At 60.4% G+C, this 23,605-nt stretch carries 18 protein-coding genes; 8 read left to right on the top strand and 10 right to left on the bottom strand.

Annotated features, from left to right (window positions below):
- Positions 1 to 223: 223 nt before the first annotated feature.
- On the top strand, positions 224 to 1,336 hold the full coding sequence (locus ACQG2G_RS05725; RefSeq protein WP_013097629.1) for a M20 family metallopeptidase: 1,113 nt from the start codon (positions 224 to 226) through the stop codon (positions 1,334 to 1,336).
- Between the two features lie 67 nt (positions 1,337 to 1,403).
- On the opposite strand, the gene entH is transcribed toward ACQG2G_RS05725, so the two are convergent.
- From entH to entC, 5 genes are read right to left on the bottom strand one after another with little or no spacing between them, the layout of a single operon-like run.
- Entirely contained in the window at positions 1,404 to 1,817 is a 414-nt protein-coding gene (entH, locus tag ACQG2G_RS05720; RefSeq protein WP_029883765.1) for a proofreading thioesterase EntH, read from the bottom strand.
- Positions 1,817 to 2,569 (bottom strand): 2,3-dihydro-2,3-dihydroxybenzoate dehydrogenase EntA, encoded by a 753-nt coding sequence (gene entA / locus ACQG2G_RS05715; protein WP_230134661.1) that lies wholly within the window; start codon positions 2,567 to 2,569, stop codon positions 1,817 to 1,819. Before entA ends, entH begins: the two co-directional genes overlap by 1 nt.
- Complete coding sequence (locus tag ACQG2G_RS05710) at positions 2,569 to 3,423, bottom strand: isochorismatase (protein WP_020684613.1); 855 nt, start codon at positions 3,421 to 3,423, stop codon at positions 2,569 to 2,571. The genes entA and ACQG2G_RS05710 overlap by 1 nt, the downstream gene beginning before the upstream one ends.
- 10 nt (positions 3,424 to 3,433) lie before the next feature.
- Positions 3,434 to 5,044, bottom strand: a complete 1,611-nt coding sequence (gene entE, locus ACQG2G_RS05705) for a (2,3-dihydroxybenzoyl)adenylate synthase EntE (RefSeq protein ID WP_058681112.1) — start codon at positions 5,042 to 5,044, stop codon at positions 3,434 to 3,436.
- A 9-nt stretch (positions 5,045 to 5,053) separates the two neighbouring features.
- Entirely contained in the window at positions 5,054 to 6,229 is a 1,176-nt protein-coding gene (gene entC / locus ACQG2G_RS05700) for an isochorismate synthase EntC (RefSeq protein WP_061772546.1), read from the bottom strand.
- A 188-nt stretch (positions 6,230 to 6,417) separates the two neighbouring features.
- Between entC and fepB the strand changes: the two genes are divergently transcribed.
- Complete coding sequence (gene fepB / locus ACQG2G_RS05695) at positions 6,418 to 7,377, top strand: Fe2+-enterobactin ABC transporter substrate-binding protein (protein ID WP_061772545.1); 960 nt, start codon at positions 6,418 to 6,420, stop codon at positions 7,375 to 7,377.
- A gap of 46 nt (positions 7,378 to 7,423) precedes the next feature.
- On the opposite strand, the gene entS is transcribed toward fepB, so the two are convergent.
- Positions 7,424 to 8,671, bottom strand: coding sequence for an enterobactin transporter EntS (entS, locus tag ACQG2G_RS05690; RefSeq protein WP_038981022.1), 1,248 nt, complete (start codon positions 8,669 to 8,671; stop codon positions 7,424 to 7,426).
- Between the two features lie 108 nt (positions 8,672 to 8,779).
- Between entS and fepD the strand changes: the two genes are divergently transcribed.
- The 3 genes from fepD to fepC are packed head-to-tail and all read left to right on the top strand — an operon-like array spanning position 8,780 to position 11,573.
- Positions 8,780 to 9,787: a Fe(3+)-siderophore ABC transporter permease gene (gene fepD, locus ACQG2G_RS05685; RefSeq protein WP_248766813.1), complete on the top strand. Its 1,008-nt coding sequence runs from the start codon at positions 8,780 to 8,782 to the stop codon at positions 9,785 to 9,787.
- Complete coding sequence (fepG, locus tag ACQG2G_RS05680; RefSeq protein ID WP_038418881.1) at positions 9,784 to 10,776, top strand: iron-enterobactin ABC transporter permease; 993 nt, start codon at positions 9,784 to 9,786, stop codon at positions 10,774 to 10,776. Before fepD ends, fepG begins: the two co-directional genes overlap by 4 nt.
- Positions 10,773 to 11,573, top strand: a complete 801-nt coding sequence (gene fepC, locus ACQG2G_RS05675; RefSeq protein WP_248766812.1) for an iron-enterobactin ABC transporter ATP-binding protein — start codon at positions 10,773 to 10,775, stop codon at positions 11,571 to 11,573. Before fepG ends, fepC begins: the two co-directional genes overlap by 4 nt.
- An 83-nt stretch (positions 11,574 to 11,656) precedes the next feature.
- Here the strand turns inward: fepC and entF are convergent, their stop codons facing one another.
- The 3 genes from entF to fes are packed head-to-tail and all read right to left on the bottom strand — an operon-like array spanning position 11,657 to position 17,014.
- Positions 11,657 to 15,517 (bottom strand): enterobactin non-ribosomal peptide synthetase EntF, encoded by a 3,861-nt coding sequence (gene entF, locus ACQG2G_RS05670; RefSeq protein WP_248766811.1) that lies wholly within the window; start codon positions 15,515 to 15,517, stop codon positions 11,657 to 11,659.
- Complete coding sequence (locus tag ACQG2G_RS05665; protein WP_094085206.1) at positions 15,514 to 15,726, bottom strand: MbtH family protein; 213 nt, start codon at positions 15,724 to 15,726, stop codon at positions 15,514 to 15,516. Before ACQG2G_RS05665 ends, entF begins: the two co-directional genes overlap by 4 nt.
- Before the next feature lie 10 nt (positions 15,727 to 15,736).
- Positions 15,737 to 17,014 (bottom strand): enterochelin esterase, encoded by a 1,278-nt coding sequence (gene fes / locus ACQG2G_RS05660; RefSeq protein ID WP_276206483.1) that lies wholly within the window; start codon positions 17,012 to 17,014, stop codon positions 15,737 to 15,739.
- A 67-nt stretch (positions 17,015 to 17,081) separates the two neighbouring features.
- On the opposite strand from fes, the gene ACQG2G_RS05655 reads away from it, so the two are divergent.
- The 3 genes from ACQG2G_RS05655 to entD all read left to right on the top strand — a co-directional run bounded on the left by ACQG2G_RS05655 (position 17,082) and on the right by entD (position 21,423).
- Positions 17,082 to 19,322 carry a TonB-dependent siderophore receptor gene (locus ACQG2G_RS05655; protein ID WP_013097643.1) on the top strand — a complete coding sequence of 747 codons (2,241 nt, stop codon included), beginning with the start codon at positions 17,082 to 17,084 and terminating at the stop codon, positions 19,320 to 19,322.
- A 122-nt stretch (positions 19,323 to 19,444) separates the two neighbouring features.
- Positions 19,445 to 20,587, top strand: coding sequence for an IS481 family transposase (locus ACQG2G_RS05650; RefSeq protein WP_426723007.1), 1,143 nt, complete (start codon positions 19,445 to 19,447; stop codon positions 20,585 to 20,587).
- Between the two features lie 188 nt (positions 20,588 to 20,775).
- Positions 20,776 to 21,423, top strand: a complete 648-nt coding sequence (gene entD, locus ACQG2G_RS05645) for an enterobactin synthase subunit EntD (RefSeq protein WP_248766810.1) — start codon at positions 20,776 to 20,778, stop codon at positions 21,421 to 21,423.
- 92 nt (positions 21,424 to 21,515) lie between these two features.
- On the opposite strand, the gene betT is transcribed toward entD, so the two are convergent.
- Positions 21,516 to 23,549, bottom strand: a complete 2,034-nt coding sequence (gene betT / locus ACQG2G_RS05640) for a choline transporter (protein WP_248079018.1) — start codon at positions 23,547 to 23,549, stop codon at positions 21,516 to 21,518.
- Positions 23,550 to 23,605: the final 56 nt, after the last annotated feature.

Below are 23,605 nucleotides of genomic sequence, written 5' to 3'. Positions count from 1 at the left end.
CAACTTTGAAACGCAATAATGCGTGGTCAAACCAGAGATTTACACCACAGTGTTAAGTCGATCACTTTCAGGCTGAAACAACCCCGTCGCTGTCATCGGTCACACTTCTGCGTTTTTCGTCCTGGCTCAACCTTACGGGATGATTTGTATCATTTTTTTTACGCTCAACCTCGCCAGAATGACCGTGCGCGATCGCGCGCTTACCGCTTACAAGGAAAAGGAAATGAATCTGGATCGCTACATTGAAGAGCTGAAAAGCCTGGTGAACGTGGACTGCGGTACCCAGACCATCGCGGGCGTTGCCGCCGTGGCTGGCATTTTAGAATCACTCTGGCAACGCGAAGGCTGGCATACCGGGCAGGTAAACCTGGGCGAGAAGGTTGGCCCGGGCCTCTTCGTCAGCAACAAGCCGCAGGCAGAGCAGTTCGACGTGCTGCTGGTCGGCCATCTTGATACCGTTTTTGCCCCCGGCACCGTGGCCGAACGCCCGTTGAGCGAGGACGATACGCGTCTCTACGGCCCCGGCGTGTCTGATATGAAAAGCGGACTGCTCAATATTCTGTGGGCAATGCGCGAGCTAGATCCTGCGGATAAAGATCGCCTGGCAATCGCGGTCGCGATGAACCCGGACGAAGAAACGGGCTCGGTATACTCCCACGAATGGATCGGTGCACTGGCACAACGCTCCCGCTGCGTGCTGGTGTGCGAAGCTGCCCGTGCTGATGGCTCTCTGGTGAAAGCGCGTAAAGGTATGGCGGGCTATCACCTTACCTTCAAGGGCGTGGCGGCACACGCGGGTAACGACCCGGAAAAAGGCCGTTCGGCAATCACAGCGCTGGCAAACAGCATCGTTGCCCTGAATGCGCTGAGCGACGGGTCGCGCGGCACCACACTCAACGTAGGGGTGATTAGCGGCGGCAGCGCGGCAAACGTGGTGGCGGACAACGCCGTGGCCGAGCTCGACGTTCGCTTCTGGGAAAACGACGAGTACGACCGGGTGAATCAGGCGCTGGAAGCCTTATGTGAAAAAGGCTTTTTAGACGGCGTGACGACGACGCTGACGCGGGTCAATCACAAACCGGCGATGGCAGCAAGCGTTGCGACTCAGGCACTGATGCAGCAGGTTGAAGCGGCAGGTAAAGCGGAAGGCATCGCCATTACCTGGCAGGCGGTTGGCGGCGGCAGCGATGCCAACCACACCGCCGCGCTGGGTATTCCCACGCTTGACGGCTTAGGGCCGATTGGCGCGGGCTTCCACAGCCCGGCGGAGTGGCTGGACAAAGCGTCCATTGCGCCGCGAATTCGGTTACTTAAACGCGTCGTCTCAATGCTCTAATTTTGTACTACACCGTCCCCTCTCCCTGTGGGAGAGGGTTAGGGTGAGGGCAACAGCCCGCACAACATTACCCCAGCACCATCGTACTCAACCGGCAGGTACAGCACCGCCGTCCCTGCTCGTCGAACACCACAATCTCCCAACTCTGGCTGGATCGACCCAGATGCAGCGGCTGACACACGCCCCGCACGGTCCCCTGCGCTACCGCACGATGATGGGTGGCATTCAGCTCCGTTCCCACCACGTTCTGCCCGTCGCGGGTCATCAGAAAACCGGCCATCGAGCCCAGCGTTTCCGCCAGCGCCGCCGACGCGCCACCGTGCAGCAGGCCAAACGGCTGATGGGTGCGCGTATCCACCGGCATTTCCGCTTCCAGCGTATCGTCGCCAAGGCGGGTATAAACGATGCCCAGATGCGCCACCAGCGTGTTCTGGCTGGTGGCGTTCAGCGCATCTAACGATAAATGGCGTTTCCAGATCATTACGCCCCCAGCGTGGAGCCGCCGTCCACCACGATATCCTGCAGGGTGATATGGCTGGCAGCATCGGAGGCCAGGAACAGGATCGTGCTGGCAATCTCCTGAGGACGGGCAATTTTCCCGAGCGGGATCCCCAGCTTAAACTGCTCGCCAAAACCGCGAATGCGCTGCTGCTCCGCATCGTCGCAGGTCCACAGGGTGCGCTGCATATCGGTATCCGTTGACCCCGGCGACACCAGATTACAGCGCACGCCGCTGCCCGCCAGCTCCAGCCCGACGGTGAGGGCCAGGCTTTTCAGCGCCGCTTTCGAGGCGCCATAGGCACTCATCCCGATGCGCGGCGTGTGGGCCGCGTCGGACGCCACGGTGACAATCGCCCCACTCTGCTGACGACGGAACTGGCCCATCGTCTGTTGAAAGAGGTTAAACGCCCCGCCAACGTTGACCGCAAACGTCTGCTGCCAGTCCTCCTGCGAAAGCTGGTCCGTGGCGCCCATGCGCAGAATGCCGGCGGCGTTGACCAGTACGTCCAGACGTTCCTCTACGGCGAGCAAGCGCCCGCAGACGTCGCTCACCTGCGCCGCGTCAGATACGTCCAGCGCTTCGGTAGCAAATGGATAATTTACCTGCGGGAAGGCCAGATCGAATCCGGTCACCTTCGCGCCCGCGTCGGCAAAGGCCAGCGCCGTCGCATAACCAATCCCCTTACCCGCCCCTGTCACCCAGACGGTTTTGCCGGTGAAATCAAAAACCATTACTGCACCTCGCGGGAGAGTAGCGCCCACCAGGCGTCGAGGGTCGGATTTTTTGCCAGCATCACGAAATCGATATCGCCGTGGACTTTACGCCAGCGTGCGGCGAGCGCCATCATGCGCACCGAATCCAGGCCGTAGTCGATCAGGTTTTCATCATCCATCGGTTCGTCGGTTTCATCGAGTAATGGCAGGATGAGCTCACGCAGCGCCGCTTTTGAGGCCGGAACCGACGGCAACAGGTCATCGGTCATCACCACGCGGCCGGAACGCCCCGCCACATAGTTGAGCGACATCAGATGCTCTTCGCGGGTGAAATCTGCCAGCGCGTCGGCAATAAAGAAGGGTTTGATATCGCGCATAAACGCATCGGTGGCGGTGGTCATGCAGCCGATGTGGGCATACACGCCGGTGATCAGCAGCTGATTGCGGCCTGTCTCTTTCAGCATCAGCTCCAGCGGCGAGCGATGAAACGCGCTGTAGCGCCACTTCACCAGCACGGTGTCCGCTTCATCCGGGGTCAGTTCAGCGACGATGCGCTGCTGCTCCGGGGAGCGGGTCAGGCCCGGGCCCCACATGTCATTCAGCAGGGCACGGTCTTCGTCGCTCTGCTCTTTCGGCTGGGCGGTGTAATAAACCGGAATGTTGTGCGCTTTACAATACGCGCGCAGCCTGGCGATGTTCGCCACCACCTGCTGCATCATCGCGCTGTTTTCGCCCCAGAAGTTCAGGAAATACTCCTGCATATCGTGGATCAGCAGCGCGGCACGTTCAGGCTCAAACGCCCAGTTCACTTTACTTGTCGGCAACTCTGCGGCAGTTGGCAGCGCATAAGCGGTTAATTTTGGAATAGCCATACTCTGTTCCTCAGGCCCGGGCGCGTTCAGCGATCCACAGGCGCAACTGTTTCTTATCGACTTTGCCGACCGGCGTTAACGGCAGCGCATCCACGCTCTCCACGCGATCCGGCAGTTTGAATTCGGCAACGCCCTGCTCGCGCAGGAAGCGACGCACCTCAACCGCGCGCAGCGGCTGTTTCACCACCAGAAACGCGCAGCTTTTCTCGCCCAACAGGCTGTCCTCCATGCTCACCAGTGCGGCGTGGATCACCGCCTCATGGCGCAGCAGCAGGTTTTCGATCTCTTCAGCGGCGATCTTCTCCCCGCCGCGGTTGATCTGATCTTTCTCGCGCCCCTGCACAGTGATGTACCCCTGCTCGTCGATGGCAATCAGATCGCCGGAGCAGTAAAAACCGTTGGCATCAAAGGCGCTGGCGTTGTGTTCCGGGCTGTTGAAATAGCCGCGGAAGGTGTACGGCCCGCGGGTCATCAGACGCCCTGTTTCGCCACGTGGCAGCGGGTTGCCGTGCTCGTCCGCCACCCACACTTCGTCATCCGGGCACATCGGACGGCCCTGGGTGTGGATGATGCGATCCGGGGTATCATCGAGAGCGGTGTAATTCACCAGCCCTTCCGCCATGCCGAACACCTGCTGTAGCTGGCAGCCAATTTCCGCCGGAATACGCGCGGCAAGCGTGGCGGAGAGGCGTGCGCCCCCCACCTGCAGCAGCTTCAGCGATTTAAGCTGCGCATTGCCCGCGCCGTCGGCAATCGCCTGCAACCACAGGCTGACCGCCGGGGGTACCAGCGAGGTGACGTTAATTTGATGGCGTTCAATCAGCGGGAAGCAGATCGTGGCGCTCGGATCGTGCGCCAGCACCACGCAGCCACCAGCCATGAATACCCCTAACGAACCCGGGGAACTCATGGCGTAGTTATGGGCCGCCGGTAGCGCATTCAGATAGCGGGTATCCGCGGTAATGCCGCAAATTTCGTTGCTGCGACGGATGCTGTAGTCGTAATCGTTATGCGTACGCGGGATCAGTTTTGGCGTGCCGGTACTGCCGCCTGAAAGCTGGAAGAACGCCACTTCGTCGGCGGGCGTGGGGTTGGGGATGAAATGGGCCGCCGGGTGGGCGATGGCCGCCTCCAGGGCATGTGCGCCGTTATCGCCACGCAGCAGGACAACACGCACAGAGCGATGTTCATCCACAAAACGGTTCAGGAAATCATCGCCTGCAAACAGGGCGTGCTCGCGGTCGGCAATCAGCAGCGCGGGTTTGATCTGTGCGGCGTAGGCGTTCAGCTCGTTACGTTGGTGGCTGAAAAGCGCGTTCACCGGAGCCACACCCACCTGCAGAAGCGCGAAAAAGGTGATGTAAAACTCAGCCACGTTGCCGAGCTGAACCAGCGCGGTCTCGCCACGACGCACGCCCTGCCCCTGCAGGACGGAGGCCAGGTTATTCACCGCCTGGTTGAACGCGCGCCAGGTCAGGTGACGTTCACCGTCAATAATGGCGACGGTATCTTTCTCCGCGTGGTCGGTCAGAATGTGGGTCAGCGGCAGATCCTGCCAGTAGCCTTTTTCACGGTAGCGCCGGGCAAACTCCTCAGGCCAACGGGTAAAGGGGATGGTCATGATGATTCCTCAGTGCAAACCAAAAACGTTGAGCATGGTGGAGAGCTTCACCCCGGTTTCGCGCCACTCGCCCACCGGGGAGGAGGCTGGCACAATGCCCGCACCGGCAAACAGGCGAACGCGATTTTTAAGCAAACGTGCGCAGCGGATGGTCACCACCCACTCGCCGTTGCCTTCGCTGTCACACCAGCCAACGATGCCGCCAAACAGTTCGCGGTCGAACGGCTCCAGCCCGGCAATCAGCTCTTTTGCCGCCTGATGCGGGAAACCGCTCAGCGCAGGCGTTGGGTGCAGCAGACAGGCCAGGGTCAGGGCGTTCTCATTTTCACGGGCGTCCCCTTCCACCGGCGTCGCCAGATGCCAGAGCGTTGGGGTGGTGATCAGCTGCGGGGAAGCTGGCATGCTGAGATGATGGCTGCGCGGTGCCAGAATGGCTTTCATCGCCTGGGTCACCAGATCGTGCTCGTGGCGATCCTTCTCGGAGGCCAGCAGCTTATTACCCGCCTCGCGATCCAGCACGTCATCCGGCTGACGACGCGCAGAGCCCGCCAGCGGCAGAGAGCTAAAGTGTGCCCCTTCTTTACGCAGCAGCAGTTCCGGGCTCGCGCCCAGCAGCACGCCGCCATCTTCCAGCGGCACATGGAAGTTGAAGCTGGCCGGATTCTGGGCGATCAGTCGCTCCATCAGCGCGCCGCTCTCAATCGTTTTATCCGTCGCAATATCAATCAGCCGCGACAGCACCACTTTGTTCACCTGTGGCGTGGCGGTGAGCGCTGCCGCACGGGCAACCATCTCTTCAAACACGGGCTGCGGCGGGATCTCAGTGCGGGTTTCCACGTTCAACGTCTGAGAAGCGGAAAAATAGCGCGCGGACTGCTGACGCGCCGGGCGCGAAAATGTCTGCCAGTGCTGCGGAATAAACAGGGATGAGGGCTTGCGGGTATCGAACGGGATGGCTCCCACCATCACGGGATGGGCAATGCCGCTGGCCTTCGCGTTGCGGAAAGCCTGAGCCAGTTTCTGCTGGAAGGCCCCCGACGGGTTATCACCGCCCTCGGCGGGTTCAGAGAAACGGGAAAAACAGCCTGACGTGGTAAAACTGCGGTAAGGCGACATAAAGAAAAAGCTGTCTGATGGCAGCGTGGTCGCGGTGTGCTGAACTTCCTCAGCCAGGGACGTATCCATATCATCCTCCATAAAATGATAAAAGAAGCAATAATGATTATCATTTATATTTTCGTTGGCTAACCTAATCCCACATCGCACCGGTGTCAACCGCAGAGCGAACATCTTGTGCGAGTATCGCTTGCATCCCCTCGCCGCAATCATGAAAATGAGAAGCATTAACTTCAAAGAGAACAGGATGCCGCGTTGTGAAATTCCCCGCCGTTTGCCGTAATGCCCTTCTTTTAACGGGATGTTTTGTTTTAGGACTAACCTCAGCCATCGCCGCCGACTGGCCGCGTCAGGTAACCGACAGCCGCGGCGTGCATACCCTGGAGAGCAAACCCACGCGCATTGTCTCCACCAGCGTGACCCTGACCGGCTCATTGCTGGCGATTGACGCTCCGGTAGTGGCCAGCGGGGCGACCACGCCCAATAACCGCGTGGCGGATGCGCAGGGCTTTTTACGTCAGTGGGGTGATATTGCGAAACAGCGCAAGGTAGCGCGCCTGTACATTGGCGAGCCGAGCGCAGAAGCGGTGGCGGCACAAATGCCGGATCTGATTTTGATTAGCGCCACCGGCGGAGACTCGGCCCTGGCGTTGTACGATCAGCTCTCCGCCATCGCGCCGACGCTCATCATCAACTACGACGACAAAAGCTGGCAGGAACTGCTGAAGCAGCTAGGCACGATAACCGGACAGGAAAAACAGGCCGCCGAACGCATTGCAGCATTCGATAAACAACTCGCGCAGGTGAAACAGCAGATGACGCTGCCGCCGCAGCCGGTGAACGCCATTGTTTACACCGCTGCCGCGCACAGCGCTAACCTGTGGACCGCGGAGTCCGCTCAGGGCCAGCTGTTGCACCAGTTAGGCTTTACCCTGGCCGATCTGCCTGCCGGGCTGCACACCTCAAAAAGTCAGGGCAAACGTCACGACATCATCCAGTTAGGCGGTGAAAATCTGGCTACCGGGCTGAACGGTGAAGGCCTGTTCCTGTTTGCCGGCGATCAAAAAGATGTCGAGGCGATTTACGCCAACCCACTGCTGGCGCACCTGCCTGCGGTGAAGAACAAACGCGTGTGGGCACTGGGAACGGAGACGTTCCGCCTGGATTATTACAGCGCGATGTTGGTGTTAGAGAGATTAAACGCATTGTTTAAGTAGGCATTTTACCTCCCTCTCCCCGTGGGAGAGGGCCGTGGTGAGGGCATCAGGCCGCACCGTCGTTCAATACAACCTCCTGCCTGAACCGGCGCAATTCTGCTAATACCATTAACAGGATCCCACCTACAACGGCTAACGCAAACCCGCTGGTGCTCGCCGAAGCCACCGGTGTCATGACGGCCCCCAGCCCACCGAGGATCGCCGCGCCAATGGCATCGCCCGTCACGTTTTGCGCGGTCCACAGGCCGTTGATGCGCCCGAGCATTCCCTCCGGCGTCTGGGTCTGGATCAGGGTGTACTGCAACAGAGAACTGATGGCGCTCAGCCAGCCGAAGAGCACCAGACACAGCACACCCAGCGCCCAGACCGGCATCAGGCTGAAGAACCCCATCGCGATAAACGACGCCAGCGTCGTCAACAGCATAATCAACCCCGGACGCGCGCTCTGCGCCAGCCTGCCGCTGGTTAGCGCACCACACGCCGCGCCGAGCGGAATGGCGGCGTACAGCACGCCAATCTCTGAGGCGCTCATCTGCCACACCCCCGCCAGCGCCGGGTACAGCACGCGTACGGCGCTCGCCATCGTCAGCAGGCCGCCGAGCAGCGCAATACCACCAATCAGCGGGTTGCTGAACAGAAACCGGATCGCCGCCATCAGCGATTTCAGCGGATGCTCACGCGGCTGCGGTGGCGGTGGCAGAAGCGGCAGACGCAGCAGGGTTAAGGTGGTGATAAACGTCCCCGCCGCCGCGAGGCCGTAGTTCCACGCCACGTTACCGGTGGCCAGCAGCAGGCCACCCACCATCGGCGATATCACCGAGCCAAGACGGACGGTGAGCATGGTAATTGCCCCCGCCTGCATCAAATTCTCACGTCCTACCAGCGCGGGCGTGGCGGCCAGCAGCGCCGTCACACCTAACGAAGCAAAGAAACCATCCCACAGCCCGAGGGCGTAAATGGCGAGTAAGGAGGGTTCTGGCAGCATTGCGTTCAGGCACAATCCGACAAACCCCACCCCGCAGGTGCCGCGCGCCAGCAGGATCAGCTTCTTGCGTTCGTACCTGTCGGCCAGCACGCCGCCGATCATCAGACCGATAAACATCGCCCCGCCGGTTAAGGTGACCGACAGCCCGACCAGCCAGCTTGAGTGCGTCAACGTCTGGATCTGTACCGGGACGGCAACGCCGAGCAGGCCAAGGGACAAAATGGAGATAAAACGCGCGATAAACACGGCGCGATACGCCGGATGCGTCTTCAGCAGGCTGAGGTTAATCAGCCAGGATTTTTGATTCATGACAAGACCTTGAGTCTATTTCTACCCATTCCATGGGCACACATGCTAACATAGCCAAATAAGATAGATAACGATAATCACTATCATTATCAAATCATGGATGTTGCTATGTCGTTTTCCTCTTCTTCTGCGGTGCGCGCCGTTGCCGTGCCCGTGTTATTGCTGCTGTTAATCCTTGCGATGGCGCTCAGTCTGCTGGTTGGTGCGAAACCGCTGCCCGCCTCCGTGATTGTTGATGCGCTCTTTGGTACCTGTCAGAGCGCCGACTGCACCATCGTGCTGGATGCCCGCCTGCCCCGTACCCTGGCCGGATTACTTGCCGGTGGCGCACTGGGGCTTGCGGGGGCACTTATGCAAACCCTCACCCGCAACCCGCTGGCTGACCCCGGCATTCTTGGCGTGAATAGCGGTGCCAGCTTTGCCATTGTGCTTGGCGCGGCGCTGTTCGGGTTTACCTCTCCCTCAGTACAACTGGTAATGGCCTTTTGCGGCGCGCTGGCGGCCTCGCTGATTGTCGCCTTCACCGGCAGCCAGGGCGGCGGGCAGCTTAGCCCGGTACGTCTGACGCTGGCGGGCGTGGCGCTTGCCGCCGTGCTGGAAGGGTTATCTAACGGCATTGCCCTGCTTAACCCGGACGTTTACGACCAGCTCCGCTTCTGGCAGGCCGGTTCGCTGGATATCCGCACGCTGGAGACGCTTAAGGTGGTGGTCATCCCGGTGATGATTGCCGCCGCCGTGGCACTCGGTTTAAGCCGGGCGCTGAACAGCCTGAGCCTTGGCAGCGACACCGCTACCGCGCTCGGCAACCGCGTGGCGCGAACCCAGTTGACGGGATTAGTGGTCATCACCGTGCTGTGCGGCAGTGCGACGGCAGTGGTCGGCCCGATTGCCTTTATCGGGCTGATGATGCCGCATCTGTCGCGCTGGCTGGTGGGGGCCGATCACCGCTGGTCGCTGCCGGTGACGCTGCTGGCCACCCCGGCCCTGCTCTTGTTCGCTGATGTTGTCGGGCGTCTTCTGGTTCCCGGCGAACTGCGCGTTTCGGTGGTAAGCGCCTTTATCGGCGCGCCGGTCCTGATCTTCCTGGTACGACGTAAACGCGGAGGTGACGCATGATGGCCCCCTCTCGTCGTTTGATCGTCAGCGTTTCGCTGTTGGTTATCGCCATTCTGATGCTGGCGATCGCAAGCCTGTGCAGCGGCGCGGTGACGCTCGATCTGGCCCAGGTGTTTAACGCGCTCACCGGCAGCGCCCCGCGCGCTGTCACGATGGTGGTGACGGAGTGGCGACTGCCGCGCGTGGCAATGGCGATGCTGGTGGGTGCCGCGCTTGGCGTCAGCGGCGCGATTTTCCAGTCGCTGATGCGCAATCCGCTCGGTAGCCCGGATGTAATGGGTCTCAACACCGGCGCCTGGAGCGGCGTGCTGGTCGCGATGGTGCTGTTTGGTCAGCATCTGACGGCCATCACCGTGACGGCGATGACCGGCGGGATACTGACCGCGCTGGTGATCTGGCTGCTTGCCTGGCGCAACGGTATCGACACTTTCCGCCTGATCATTATCGGTATCGGCGTGCGTGCCATGCTGATGGCGTTCAATACCTGGCTGCTGCTGCAGGCTTCGCTGGAAACGGCGCTGTCGGCCGGGCTGTGGTATGCCGGTTCCCTCAACGGCCTGACCTGGGGCAAAGTCTGGCCTGCCGCGCCATTGATTCTGCTGATGTTTATCGCCGCGCTGCTGCTGGTGCGGCGCATGCGGCTGCTGGAGATGGGTGACGACAGCGCCTGTGCGCTGGGGGTTGGCGTTGAGCGTTCGCGCCTGATGCTGATGCTGGTCGCCGTGTTGCTCACCGCGGCCTCCACTGCGATTGCCGGACCCATCTCCTTTATCGCCCTTGTTGCCCCTCACATTGCGCGTCGTCTTAGCGGTACGGCCCGCTGGGGCTTAACCCAGGCGGCGCTGTGCGGCTCAATGTTACTGTTGGCCGCCGATCTCTGCGCCCAGCGGCTGTTTATGCCTTATCAACTTCCGGTGGGCGTTGTCACCGTCAGCCTTGGCGGGATTTACCTCATCGTCTTGCTCGTTCAGGAGTCACGCAAGAAATGACCGATTCAACCACCCGCTTGCGCGGCGAAAGCCTTACTCTCGGTTACGGCAAAAAAATCGTTGCCCATGACTTAACCGTCAACATTCCTGACGGCCATTTCACGGCGATTATCGGCCCGAACGGCTGCGGCAAGTCGACCCTGTTGCGCACCCTCAGTCGCCTGATGACGCCGGTTGAAGGCCACGTATTCCTCGACGGCGAGCAGATCCAGCGCTTTGCCAGTAAAGAGGTGGCCAGGCGCATCGGGCTGCTGGCGCAAAACGCCACCACGCCGGGAGACATCACGGTGCAGGAGCTGGTCTCACGCGGACGCTATCCGCACCAGCCGCTGTTTACCCGCTGGCGCAAGGAAGATGCAGACGCGGTGAACCGCGCGATGCAGGCAACGGGCATTACCGACCTTGCCCGGCAGAGCGTGGACACGCTTTCCGGCGGCCAGCGTCAGCGAGCGTGGATCGCAATGGTGCTGGCACAGGAGACCTCCATTATGCTGCTGGATGAACCGACGACCTGGCTTGATATCAGCCATCAGATCGATCTGCTCGAGTTGCTGAGCGAGCTCAACCGCACGCAGGGTTACACCCTGGCGGCGGTGCTGCATGATTTGAATCAGGCCTGCCGCTATGCCACGCATTTAATTGCACTGCGCGACGGCGAAATTGTGGCGCAGGGCGCGCCGAAGGAGATTGTGACGCCAGCGCTTATCGAGCGGATCTACGGCATGCGCTGCATGATTATTGACGACCCGGTGGCGGGCACGCCGCTGGTGGTGCCGCTTGGAAAGCGTGCGCGCTGATGCCCTCACCCCGGCCCTCTCCCACAGGGAGAGGGAGCAAACCATCCCCCCTCGCCGTGGGTGAGGGTTAGGGTGAGGGGAAATCACTCCCCCAACATCTTCTGCAACACCGGCCCAATCTTCTCAAACGCCTGCGGCGAAATGATGTCCACGTGGGCGCAATCCTGGCTGTATACCTCCAGTTCATTTACCCACGGCGACCATGCCACCTGCGGATCCATCGTTCGCGTGCGCTCGGCAACAAACAGCGTTGCTTTCCCGTCAAACCGCGAGCTGTACGCCGTGGTGAGCAGCCGCACCGCGTCGGCGTAGTTACCTTCAATGGCGTTGAATAGCACGCTGGAGCCCTGCCCCTGCTGGGCAGCGATAAACGCCTGTCGCTCGCGCTCAATTTCGGCCAGCACCGCCGGGTCGAGTCCGTTGGCCTCTTTTTCCGCCCAGTTCTGGGTTTCCGGTGGCCAGGTATCCAGCAGACCAAGGAAGGCGACGGTTTCGCCCTGTTCACGCAGACGCGCAGCAATCCCCTGCGCCAGCGTACCGCCAAGCGAGTAGCCGAACAGGTAATACGGCCCGTGGGGCTGCCGGGCACGTAACGTAGTCAGATGATGTTCAATCACCCCATCCAGATCCGCACACTGCTGCATCGGCCCCTCCGGGCGCGGCGACTGAATTCCGGTAATGGACCAGCGCGGGCTAAGGTAGCGCGCCAGCACGCTGAACTGCCAGGCAAAACCGGAAGCCGGATGGAAGCAGAACAGCGTCGGGCCGTCGCTTACGCGCAGCGGCAGCAAGGTTTCATAACCCAGACGCTGTGCCTGCTCGTCGCTTATCGGCGAATCCAGCAGAGCACTCAGCCTGCTGACCGTAGAGGCGACCATTATCTGCCCCGGCGTCACCTTGCGGGCGAACGTACGGCTGAGCTGTGCAGCCAGGCGCATCGCCAGCAGCGAGTGGCCGCCGAGGGCAAAGAAGTCGGCTTCGATGTCGTTCACCGCACAGCCCAGCAAAGACGCAAACGCCTGCGAGACGGCAATTTCGGTTGCACTTTCCGGTGCGCGTCCGCTGGTTTTGCTGGTCAGCTCCGGCAGCGGCAGCGCCTTGCGATCCAGTTTGCCGTTTGCGCTTAACGGCAGCGCGCTGATTTGCAGTAACACCACCGGCACCATATGCGGCGGCAATTGCGATCTGAGTGAGGCAAGCAGCGCGTCGCGATCCAGCGGTAAACCGGATTCAGAAACCACATATCCCACCAGCTGACGGGCATCCCCGCCCGTGGCCGCCGCCTGGTTGAACACGCAGGCGTGCGCCACCGCCTGAGCCACGTCAGGCAGCGCCAGCATCGCCCGGTCGATTTCGCCAAGCTCGATGCGCTGGCCGCGAATTTTCAGCTGGTCGTCGCTGCGGCCTAAATACTCCACCGCGCCGTTGTCCAGCCAGCGGGCGACGTCACCGGTACGGTACATCCGCTCGCCCGGCGCGAACGGATCGGCAATAAAGCGGCTGGCGGTGAGATCCGGACGCCCCAGATACCCCTGTGCCAGCTGAATACCGGTGAGATAGAGATCGCCCGCCACGCCAAACGGCACCGGGCGCATCATCGCATCCAGGATCCGCAACCCGGTGTTCCATACCGGGAAACCGATCGGCACGCTGTTACCTGCAACTGCCGCCAGCTCTGGTCCAAATGCCGGATACCAGCTAACGTCCACCGCCGCTTCCGTCGGGCCGTAGAGGTTATGCAGCGGCACGTGGGTGAGCCGCTCCCATTCGCGACAAAGTTCCGTCGGCAGTGCTTCCCCGCTGCAGAATACCTGCCTGAGGCTTTTACAGCAGTCGGCGTTTTCCGGCGTCAGCGAGGCGACAAACGCCGCCAGCATCGACGGCACAAAGTGGGTGGTGGTGACGCCATAGTGCGCAAAGAATTGCTGCATGGCCTGAGGATCACGGTGCGCGTCCGGCTCGGCCATCACCAGCTTCGCCCCGGCAATAAACGGCCACCAGAACTCCCAGACCGACACGTCAAAGCTGCACGGTGTTTTTTGTGCCACCACGTCGCACGCCGTCAGCGGGTAGTGATCCTGCATCCATTTCAGACGGTTAACGATGGCAGTATGCCCGACCATTACCCCTTTCGGACGCCCTGTCGAGCCCGACGTAAAGATGATGTACGCCGTCTGCTCCGGCTTCGCCAGCCGCAGCGGTTCAGCATCCTCAGCCGGTAATAGTGTGTTGTAACTAAACGTCCCGACGGACAGATCGCTAAAGCGCGGTCGCTGTTCGTCGGTGGTGATAAGCAGCGACGGCTTCGCGTCCTCCAGCATCATCCGCAGACGATCGTCCGGGTAGCCGGTATCCAGCGGCAACCACGCGGCCCCCGCCTCCACAATGCCGTGCAGCGCTAACGTCAGGAATACCGAGCGCGGCAGCGCCACCGCCACGCTGTCGCCCGGTTTCACGCCGCGCTCACGCAACAGATGCGCCAGTGCCACCACCTGCTCGCGCATCTGGCGATAGCTGAGCTCGATGTGCGCATCCGCCAGTGCGGGCGCGTCCGGCGTTTTGCTCGCCTGTTCCGCCACCAGTTCCGCAAGCGTGGTGGACGGTAGCGCCAGCCCGGTGTCGTTGATGCGTGCAAGCTTCTGGTATTCCTGCTCTGAGACCGTTTCAACCTCGCTGCAGCGCAGGTCCGGGTTAGCGGCAAATTGGGTCAACATCGCATTCAGGCGCGCCACGTGACGGGCCAGCGTGGTTTCATCGTAGCGCTGTTTATTGGCGAGGATCTCAATGCTCAGCCCGCCCAGCTCGTCCGGGAACAATGCCAGCTCCAGATCGTTCACCGGGCCGGTGGCCAGCGTGTGGGTGGTGGCCTCCACGCCAGCGATATCCAGCTGATAATCGAATACCTTGACGTTGAGCACCGGGCCGAACAGGGCTTCATCACCCGCGGCACGCCCGCTGTCGCGCACGATCTGCTCGGCGTCGTAGCGCTGGTGGCGACGCATTTTTTTCAACTGGTTTGCCAGGCGCTGCGCCAGTTCCGGCAGGCTCTCGTGCGGATGAATGTTCACCGCCAGCGGCAGCACGTTGAGCACCGGGCCGGTCGCGGTCAGCGCAGCGGAGCCCATGCGGCGCATAAAGATAAACCCGGCGGCGTAGTCCAGCCGTCCGGTGAGACGGCCCAGCCACAGCGCCACCAGCGCAAGCGCCAGATCGGTGCGCTGTACCTGTCCTGCGGCCTGCGCAAGCTGGCTGAAGGCGCGGCCATCGGCGGCGATTTTCAGGCGCAGGATGTCGGTGGTGGCGGCGCGCCCAGGCAGCGGCGCAGAGGAAAGCGAGACCGGAGAAGGAAGCTGTTTGCGCTGCTCAGCCCAGAAGGCACCGTCGCGCTGATACGCCTCGCTGTCGCGGTAGCGCTGATACTCGTCCACCACCCCGGCGAACGGCGTAAACGGGGAGTCAGGCGTGGGCTCGCCCCTCTTCCACGCGGCATAAATCGCGGCGATCTGGCGGGTAATCGCCGGGAAGCTGAAGCCATCGACCACCAAATGGTGATAGCGCTGATACCAGTACCAGTGTTGCGGACCGATCTGAATCAGCAGGTGAAACGCCAGGAGCTGACCGCTGTCGACACGAAGGTTCTGATTAAGGTCGGCGTCCATCAGCGCCACGGCGGCGTCATGGGAACCGGCATTCACGATTTCCGGTTCAGGCAGCGTCATTGATGCATCCACCCACTGCCACACCTCACCGTTATCCTCGGTGAAGCGCATGCGCAGAGTGTCGGCCTGCATCATACCTTCGGCAATGGCTTTTGCCAGCAGCGGTGCGTCAATATCGCCTTTCAGTTCGGTGTAGTGTGCCACGCTCCAGGCGTTCGGCAGGCTGGAAAGCTGCTCCGCCATCCAGATGCCCGGCTGGGCGGCAACAAGCGGCAGACGGTTCATGCATACTCCCCCGCATAATTAGAGGGGCTGAGCGTCTGCCAGTGTTCGGCCAGCCACTGCTTGCATGCGTCCTGCGATTGCGCTTCGCATACCACGCGCCAGCCTGCGGGCAATTCGCACTGCTGCGGCCACAGGCTGTACTGCCCCTGATCGTTACGCAAAATAGCAAATTGCCCCTGCGGATTATCGAAAGGATTGCTGAATTCCATACAGACTCCGTTAGTGAATAAGCGGCTGCCAGAGGGTCATCAGCCCCTGCGTCAGCCCACCGCGCCAGCAAAGCGCGTCGTGTCCGCCGTCAACCTGACGCCAGTAAACCTGCTGCTGTGTGTGCAGTTCGTCGTAAATGGCCTGATTTGCGCGATAAATCAGCGGCTCGTTGCACCCGGCCTCAAGGACGATGCGCAGGCCGCGTGCGGTTTTTTCACCCGCTTTCAGTTGCGCGATAAGCAGCCCTTCCAGCTGCCCGCCGCGATGCGGCCACCAGTAAGAGCCGGACTGGCTCAGCACGCAGCCAAAACGCTGCGGCCAGTTTAGTGCGGCATAAAGCGAGGAGAGACCGCCGAAGCTCTGGCCTGCGACCACCGTACGGTCTGCGCGGTCGCTGAATGGCGTGCGTTGTTTTACAAGAGGAAGAAGTTCTTCCTGCACCGCCAGCCAGAAATCGGGGTTACAGGGCAATTCGTTATTGCGATGCGCCATATCTATCACATCGATTAAAACGTAGACGGCAGGCGGCAGTTTACGTCCGAGGGTTAGCGCCGTCAGCGCTGGCCAGACGGGCATGCTCTCGGCCCAGAACTGGCCGTCGAGCAGCACCGCCAGCGGGCGTTCCGGATCGTCATCGCCAGTGGTAAATATCCAGACGCGACGACGGTTGCCCAGCCGCTTGCTCTGCCAGTCAATGCAGACCGGCTGCCGGTATGGCGTATTGGGGCGATCCCAGCCGGGCTGCACCGGAGCGTCGGGCATCTCCAGCGCAGAGACATCATGGCCCCTCCCGCCTCGCCAGCTCTGGGTATTAAGCGGGTCGGACATTGCCTGCGGCAGCAGCTTGCGCCAGCCTTCGCGCAGCGCCAGGCGATCCGGCTGCTCACCGTGAAACACATCGGGCGCAAAATCGTCTGTATTCTCTGAGGGGATAAAGCAGTAGCTGCCACGCCACTGGGGGCTGAACTCGCCCTGCCATTGCCAGACGTCGGTATCCGGGATGCGTTCGAGGGATTGTGGGCGGGCATTTTTATGGTGATCGGTTACGCCGGTGATATACAGCCAGACGCGTTTCACCGCCGAGGTGTGTTGCGTTCCCGCCGGATCGCGCCACCAGAAGGTGACCCGATATTTCCCCTGTTCACGCACCCATTCCGGGCCGTTTTTCGACTGCCACCAGGCTTCACTTCCCGTTGTTAACACCGACACCCTTCTAACCTCATGTTTAACAGTCTTTTTTGTTTCAGGACAAATTTTATTGATAATATTATTGATAACTATTTGCATTTGCAATAGCGTAATGCCCGCGCTGTGGGAAGCGCGTTCATAAGAAACCATAAAAGCGGGACATCCAATGAATAAGAAGATTCACTCTCTGGCCTTGCTGGTCAATTTAGGGATTTATGGCGTCGCGCTGCCTGCCATGGCAGACGACAACACCGCCTCCGCGCAGCATGAAGACACCATGGTGATCACCGCCGCCGAGCAGAATTTGCAGGCGCCCGGGGTTTCCACCATTACCGCCGATGAGATCCGTAAAAATCCGCCCGCGCGTGACGTGTCTGAAATCATCCGCACCATGCCGGGCGTTAACCTGACCGGTAACTCCACCAGCGGCCAGCGCGGTAACAACCGCCAGATTGATATCCGCGGTATGGGCCCGGAAAACACGCTGATCCTGATCGACGGCAAGCCGGTCACCAGCCGCAACTCGATTCGTCTGGGCTGGCGCGGCGAGCGCGACACCCGCGGTGATACCGGCTGGGTGCCGCCTGAGATGATTGAGCGTATCGAAGTGATTCGTGGCCCGGCCGCCGCGCGTTACGGCAACGGTGCGGCAGGTGGCGTGGTGAACATCATCACCAAAAAATTCGACGACCAGTGGCACGGCTCCTGGAACACCTATCTGAACGCGCCTGAACACAAGGATGAAGGTTCCACAAAACGCACCAACTTCAGCCTGAGCGGCCCGCTGGGCGGCGACTTCAGCTTCCGCATGTACGGTAACCTCGACAAAACCCAGGCCGATGCGTGGGACATCAACCAGGGCCATCAGTCCGAGCGTACCGGCGCCTATGCCAACACCCTGCCTGCAGGCCGTGAAGGGGTAGAAAACAAAGACATCAATGGCGTGGTGCGTTGGGACTTTGCGCCAATGCAGTCTCTGGAGTTTGAAGCGGGCTACAGCCGCCAGAACAACCTCTACGCCGGTGATACCCAGAACACCAACAACGACAATGCGCTGGTGAAGAAGAACTACGGTAAAGAGACCAACCGTATCTATCGTCAGAACTTCGCCGTCACGTGGAACGGCGGCTGGGATAACGGCATTACCACCAGCAACTGGGCACAGTATGAACACACCCGCAACTCACGTCTGGGTGAAGGGCTGGCCGGAGGAACCGAAGGGCTGTTCAACAGCGATAAATTCACCGATACCGACCTGGCCGACGTCATGCTGCACAGTGAGATCAACCTGCCGATTGATTTCATCGTCAACCAGAACCTGACGCTGGGCACCGAGTGGAACCAGCAGCGCATGAAGGATTCCACCTCCTTCTCGCAAACCCTGCAGGGCGGGACCATTCCAGGGATGAGCGACGATCGCAGCCCGTATACCTCCGCAGAGATTTTCTCCCTGTTTGCGGAAAACAATATGGAGCTGACCGACAGCACCATGCTGACCCCGGCGCTGCGCTTCGACCATCACACCATCGTGGGTAACAACTGGAGCCCGTCCCTGAACCTGTCGCAGGGTCTGGGGGATGATTTCACCCTGAAGATGGGTATTGCGCGTGCTTACAAAGCACCGAGCCTGTACCAGACCAACCCGAACTACCTGTTATACAGCAAGGGTCAGGGCTGCTACGCCAGCTCTGACGGCGTGGGCTGCTACATGATGGGTAACGACGATTTGAAAGCCGAAACCAGCATCAACAAAGAGATTGGTCTGGAGTGGAAACGCGACGGCTGGCTGGCGGGCGTGACCTGGTTCCGCAACGACTATCGCAACAAGATTGAAGCGGGCTATGCGCCGATTGGCCAGACCTCCACCAGCAAAGTCACCACCGATATCTACCAGTGGGAGAACGTGCCGAAAGCGGTGGTTGAAGGCCTGGAAGGTTCCCTGAACGTGCCGGTCAGCGATACCATCAACTGGACCAACAACATTACCTACATGCTGCAGAGCAAGAACAAGGAGACCGGCGACCGTCTGTCGATCATCCCGGAGTACACGCTGAACTCTACCCTGAGCTGGCAGGTGCATCAGGATGTGTCGCTCCAGTCGACCTTCACCTGGTACGGCAAGCAGCAGCCGAAGAAGTACAATTACAAAGGTCAGCCGGTGACCGGGTCAGAGAAAGACGAGGTCAGCCCGTATAGCATCCTTGGCCTGAGCGCGACGTGGGACGTGACCAAAAACGTCAGCCTGACCGGCGGCGTGGATAACGTCTTCGACAAACGCCAGTGGCGTGCGGGTAATGCCCAGACCACCGGGAATACCTCGACGGGTGCCTATATGTACGGCGCGGGGGCTTATACCTATAATGAGCCAGGCCGCACGTGGTATATGAGCGTGAATACCCGATTCTGATACAGGCAGTGACTTCCACCCTCTCCCTGTGGGTGTACGGTCCGGGGACATAGTGAACACTTGTTCGGGGACATGGTAGACACTTACAACTAAGACATAAGAACCCGTTTATGGAGTCGCTTATGCCCTGGGATGCGAGAGATACCATGTCATTACGTACTGAGTTTGTTTTGTTCGCCTCGCAGGACGGGGCGAACATCCGTTCCCTCTGCCGTCGCTTCGGCATTTCACCTGCCACCGGCTACAAGTGGCTTCGCCGCTGGAGGGAGGAAGGGGCCGCCGGCCTTCAGGACCACCCGCGCATACCGCACCATTCCCCGAACCGCTCGTCTGACGACATCACTGCCCTGCTGCGTATGGCCCATGACCGCCATGAACGCTGGGGCGCACGCAAGATAAAGCGCTGGCTCGAAGACCAGGGGCACCGTATGCCCGCCTTCAGCACCGTTCATAACCTGATGGCCCGTCACGGCCTGCTGCCGGGCACTTCTCCGGGCATTCCCGCCACGGGGCGGTTCGAACATGACGCGCCGAACCAGCTCTGGCAGATGGATTTTAAGGGCCACTTTCCCTTTGGCGGTGGCCGCTGCCATCCGCTCACCCTGCTGGATGACCACTCCCGTTTTTCCCTGTGCCTGGCGCACTGTACCGATGAACGGCGTGAGACCGTGCAGCAGCGGCTGGTCAGCGTGTTTGAACGCTACGGCCTGCCGGACCGGATGACAATGGACAACGGCGCCCCGTGGGGAGACACCACCGGCACCTGGACGGCACTGGAGCTGTGGCTGATGCGCCATGGTATCCGGGTGGGGCACTCCCGGCCGTATCATCCGCAGACGCAGGGCAAGCTGGAGCGTTTTCACCGCAGCCTGAAGGCAGAGGTGCTGCAGGGGAAGTGGTTCGCGAACGAGGGAGAACTGCAGCGCGCCTTCGACCACTGGAGGACGGTCTATAACCTTGAACGCCCGCATGAGGCGCTGGACATGGCGGTACCGGGCTCGCGGTATCAGCCGTCTGCACGGCAGTACAGCGGCAACACAACACCTCCGGAGTATGACGAGGGCGTGATGGTCAGGAAAGTGGATATCAGCGGAAAGCTGAGCGTGAAAGGGGTAAGTCTGAGCGCAGGCAAGGCATTCAGGGGAGAACGGGTCGGGCTGAAGGAGATGCAGGAAGACGGCCGCTACGAGGTGTGGTGGTACAGCACAAAAGTGGGGGTGATCGACCTGAAGAAAAAGTCGATCACCATGGGTAAAGGATGTTAAAAAGTGTTCACCATGTCCCCGAACACCTGTCTACCATGTCCCCGGACCGTACAGTGGGAGAGGGCCGGGGTGAGGGCGAGGTAAAAGCAAAACGGCAACCCCGTTGCCGTTTTTAGTGTTTGCTCCCTCTCCCCGTGGGAGAGGGCCGGGGTGAGGGCAACAGGCCGCACAATTCTGAAGGGAAAACCATGCACACAACCCACAGCACGTTCGTTCTCGCCAGCCTCACCGTTCACCGCATCACCTTCGACCCCACCACCTTCACCGACGCCGATCTCCTCTGGCTCCCCCATCACGCACAGCTGGCTGACGCCGGACGCAAACGCAAAGCCGAACATCTGGCGGGCCGCATCGCCGCCGCGCATGCCTTACCTGGCCACGCCGTTCCCGGCATCGGCCCCAGCGGCGAACCGCTCTGGCCGCACGGGGTTTCGGGTAGCATCACTCACAGCGGCACGCAGGCGATGGCGGTTGTGGTTCACCATCCTCATGCCCTTGTAGGTATCGATACAGAGGCGATCCTTTCCGAGCGTGAAGCCCATGAAATCCAGGACGGTATCATCAATGCGCAGGAAGCGGCGTGTTTAACGCGTTCAGGCTACCCTTTTGCACAGGCGCTGACGCTCGCGTTTAGCGCGAAAGAAAGTTTGTTTAAAGCGCTGTTTCCGCAGGTAAAGATTTACATGGGTTTTGACTGTGCGAGAGTCGCAGCGTTAGATGATAAAACCCTTGTGCTGGTGCTTTCGCGCCCGGCTGGAGAATATGCGGAGGGCACACGTTTCACCCTCTTCTGGCACAAAAGGGATGACAGCGTGTTGACGCTGCTACAAGCCTGATGGCGCTTCGCTTATCAGGCCTACAAAGTTGGCTCGCGGTAGGCCGGGTAAGGCGAAGCCGCCACCCGGCATCAATTTAGAATGCGATTCGCTTACACATCCGGGAACATCACGCTATTCCCCGGCGCTTCCCGGTGCAGATGGATAAAGTTAAGGTGCCGTTCATACTGGTCCAGAATATCCGTAATCACCTGCTCCTTGCTGTAGTCCATCAAATCATTCCCCTGGCTGCCTTCCAGCAGGAAGGTCTCCAGCCGGTAGTAGGTCGATTTGCCGCTGCGGGCGCGGTAGGTAAACCCGGGCACCGAATACTGCTGCGGCCAGATCTGATAGACAAAGTTCTGCTCGTCGCCCATATGCACCAGCAGATCCAAATGCCCCAGGGTCTCGCCCTCTTCCGGCGGCAGGTTTTTCAGCTCCACGTAGGCACCGCGTAATCGCAACTCCTGCGCCACCTCTTCCATTGCCGGGAAGCAGACCGTCTCCATCATCTGGCTGGTGTAGCGCGTGCCCGGGTAGTTCATCAGGCGCGAGAGACGCTTCTTCCAGCTCAGTCTGTCCTGGGCACCCAGCGGGCGCGGCGCGGTATCGCGGCTGGCGCTGACGCGGCGGTAGTCTTCCACCTTGAGCGATTTATACAGCCCGGCCATCACAAAGAAGATCACAAAGCTGAACGGCAGCCCCATGATCACCGTGGTGTTCTGCAGGGCGGAAATCCCGTTGGTCATCAGCATGCCGAGCGTCAGCAGGCCGATGGCGACCGACCAGAAGATACGCAGCCAGTTTGGTGCATCGCTGTTGATGTCCTTCAGCTTCGAGGTGAAGTTCCCCAGCACCAGCGCACCGGAATCCGCCGAGGTGACGTAAAACAGCAGACCGGTAATGGTGGCCACGGAGGCGCTAAAGGTGAACGCCGGGTATTGCGCCAGCAGGCTGTAGAATCCGCGCTCCGGGTGCGCCATCGCCTCCTGCGCAAACGCCGCGTCGCCGTGGATGATCTCATGCAGCGCACTGTTGCCAAAGACCGACAGCCACAGCAGGGTAAAGGTGAACGGAATGATCAGCGTGCCCATCACGAACTGGCGGATGGTGCGACCACGTGAAATACGCGCCAGGAACAGGCCGACAAACGGCGACCACGCCACCCACCACGCCCAGAAGAACAGCGTCCAGTTGTTCATCCACTCCACCGGGCGGTCAAAGGCGAAGCTGTTCAGCGTCATGCCCATAAAGCGGTTCACGTAATCGCCCACGTTCAGCACTAAGGCATTGAGCAGGAAAGAGGTGTCGCCCACAAACAGCACAAACAAAATCAGCCCCAGCGCCAGCGCGACGTTCAGCTCGGAGAGCACGCGGATCCCCTTATCCACGCCGGCAGTGACCGAGATGGTGGCGATAATCACCGAAAGCGCGATCAGCGCGGCTTTCGCCGCCAGCGAATCCGGGATATCAAACAGCACGCTCAGCCCGTAGTTGAGCTGCACCACGCCAATCCCGAGCGTAGTGGCGATACCGAAGATGGTGCCGATCACCGCCGCAATATCGACGCTGTGCCCTATCGGGCCGTTAATCTTTTTACCGAAAATGGGGTACAGCGCAGAGCGAATGGTGAGGGGTAAATTATAACGATAGCTAAAGTATCCGAGCGCCATGCCCATCAGGGCGTACATCGACCAGCCGGTCAGTCCGTAGTGGAACAGCGTCCAGACCATCGCCTGGCGCGCGGCCTCCATCGTCTGCCCTGCCCCTTCCGGCGGCTGCATATATTGCGTGACCGGTTCGGCCACGGAGAAGAACATCAGGTCGATGCCGATACCGGCGGCAAACAGCATCGCCGCCCAGCTTAACAGACTAAACTCGGGTTTTGACTGCTCGGGCCCGAGCTTCACCGAACCAAAGCGCGAACAGGCAATGCAGACAACAAAGACAATATAGAGCGTCGCCGCCAGCAAATAGTACCAGCCGAAGGTCTTCGACACCCAGTTCAGGGTGCGCCCAATCCACTCGGCAGAGAAGTCGCTAAAGAAGATCGTCATCAGGGAAAACAACAAAATCAGTCCTGCGGAAGTATAAAAAACAACCGGATTGATTTTGTCCTTTTCTCTGCCTTGCGAAAGATCTGTCATCCAGTATCCCCACTGTTTTTGTAACTATTAAAATCCAAATCCGCAACAATTAAGAC

It is taken from the genome of Enterobacter cloacae complex sp. 382A5 (assembly GCF_050031095.1).
Lineage (GTDB): Bacteria > Pseudomonadota > Gammaproteobacteria > Enterobacterales > Enterobacteriaceae > Enterobacter > Enterobacter cloacae.
The sequence above is the reverse complement of the archived record's forward strand: the minus strand, read 5'-3'. Positions and strand labels throughout refer to the sequence as shown.

What these genes read in the sequence shown, in the direction of transcription:
- ACQG2G_RS05725 (WP_013097629.1), top strand. Translation starts at nt 224, where the DNA reads ATGAATCTGGATCGCTACATTGAAGAGCTGAAAAGCCTGGTGAACGTG.
- entH (WP_029883765.1), bottom strand. Translation starts at nt 1,817, where the DNA reads ATGATCTGGAAACGCCATTTATCGTTAGATGCGCTGAACGCCACCAGC.
- entA (WP_230134661.1), bottom strand. Translation starts at nt 2,569, where the DNA reads ATGGTTTTTGATTTCACCGGCAAAACCGTCTGGGTGACAGGGGCGGGT.
- ACQG2G_RS05710 (WP_020684613.1), bottom strand. Translation starts at nt 3,423, where the DNA reads ATGGCTATTCCAAAATTAACCGCTTATGCGCTGCCAACTGCCGCAGAG.
- entE (WP_058681112.1), bottom strand. Translation starts at nt 5,044, where the DNA reads ATGACCATCCCCTTTACCCGTTGGCCTGAGGAGTTTGCCCGGCGCTAC.
- entC (WP_061772546.1), bottom strand. Translation starts at nt 6,229, where the DNA reads ATGGATACGTCCCTGGCTGAGGAAGTTCAGCACACCGCGACCACGCTG.
- entS (WP_038981022.1), bottom strand. Translation starts at nt 8,671, where the DNA reads ATGAATCAAAAATCCTGGCTGATTAACCTCAGCCTGCTGAAGACGCAT.
- fepD (WP_248766813.1), top strand. Translation starts at nt 8,780, where the DNA reads ATGTCGTTTTCCTCTTCTTCTGCGGTGCGCGCCGTTGCCGTGCCCGTG.
- fepG (WP_038418881.1), top strand. Translation starts at nt 9,784, where the DNA reads ATGATGGCCCCCTCTCGTCGTTTGATCGTCAGCGTTTCGCTGTTGGTT.
- fepC (WP_248766812.1), top strand. Translation starts at nt 10,773, where the DNA reads ATGACCGATTCAACCACCCGCTTGCGCGGCGAAAGCCTTACTCTCGGT.
- entF (WP_248766811.1), bottom strand. Translation starts at nt 15,517, where the DNA reads ATGAACCGTCTGCCGCTTGTTGCCGCCCAGCCGGGCATCTGGATGGCG.
- ACQG2G_RS05665 (WP_094085206.1), bottom strand. Translation starts at nt 15,726, where the DNA reads ATGGAATTCAGCAATCCTTTCGATAATCCGCAGGGGCAATTTGCTATT.
- fes (WP_276206483.1), bottom strand. Translation starts at nt 17,014, where the DNA reads ATGCAAATAGTTATCAATAATATTATCAATAAAATTTGTCCTGAAACA.
- ACQG2G_RS05655 (WP_013097643.1), top strand. Translation starts at nt 17,082, where the DNA reads ATGAATAAGAAGATTCACTCTCTGGCCTTGCTGGTCAATTTAGGGATT.
- ACQG2G_RS05650 (WP_426723007.1), top strand. Translation starts at nt 19,445, where the DNA reads ATGCCCTGGGATGCGAGAGATACCATGTCATTACGTACTGAGTTTGTT.
- entD (WP_248766810.1), top strand. Translation starts at nt 20,776, where the DNA reads ATGCACACAACCCACAGCACGTTCGTTCTCGCCAGCCTCACCGTTCAC.
- betT (WP_248079018.1), bottom strand. Translation starts at nt 23,549, where the DNA reads ATGACAGATCTTTCGCAAGGCAGAGAAAAGGACAAAATCAATCCGGTT.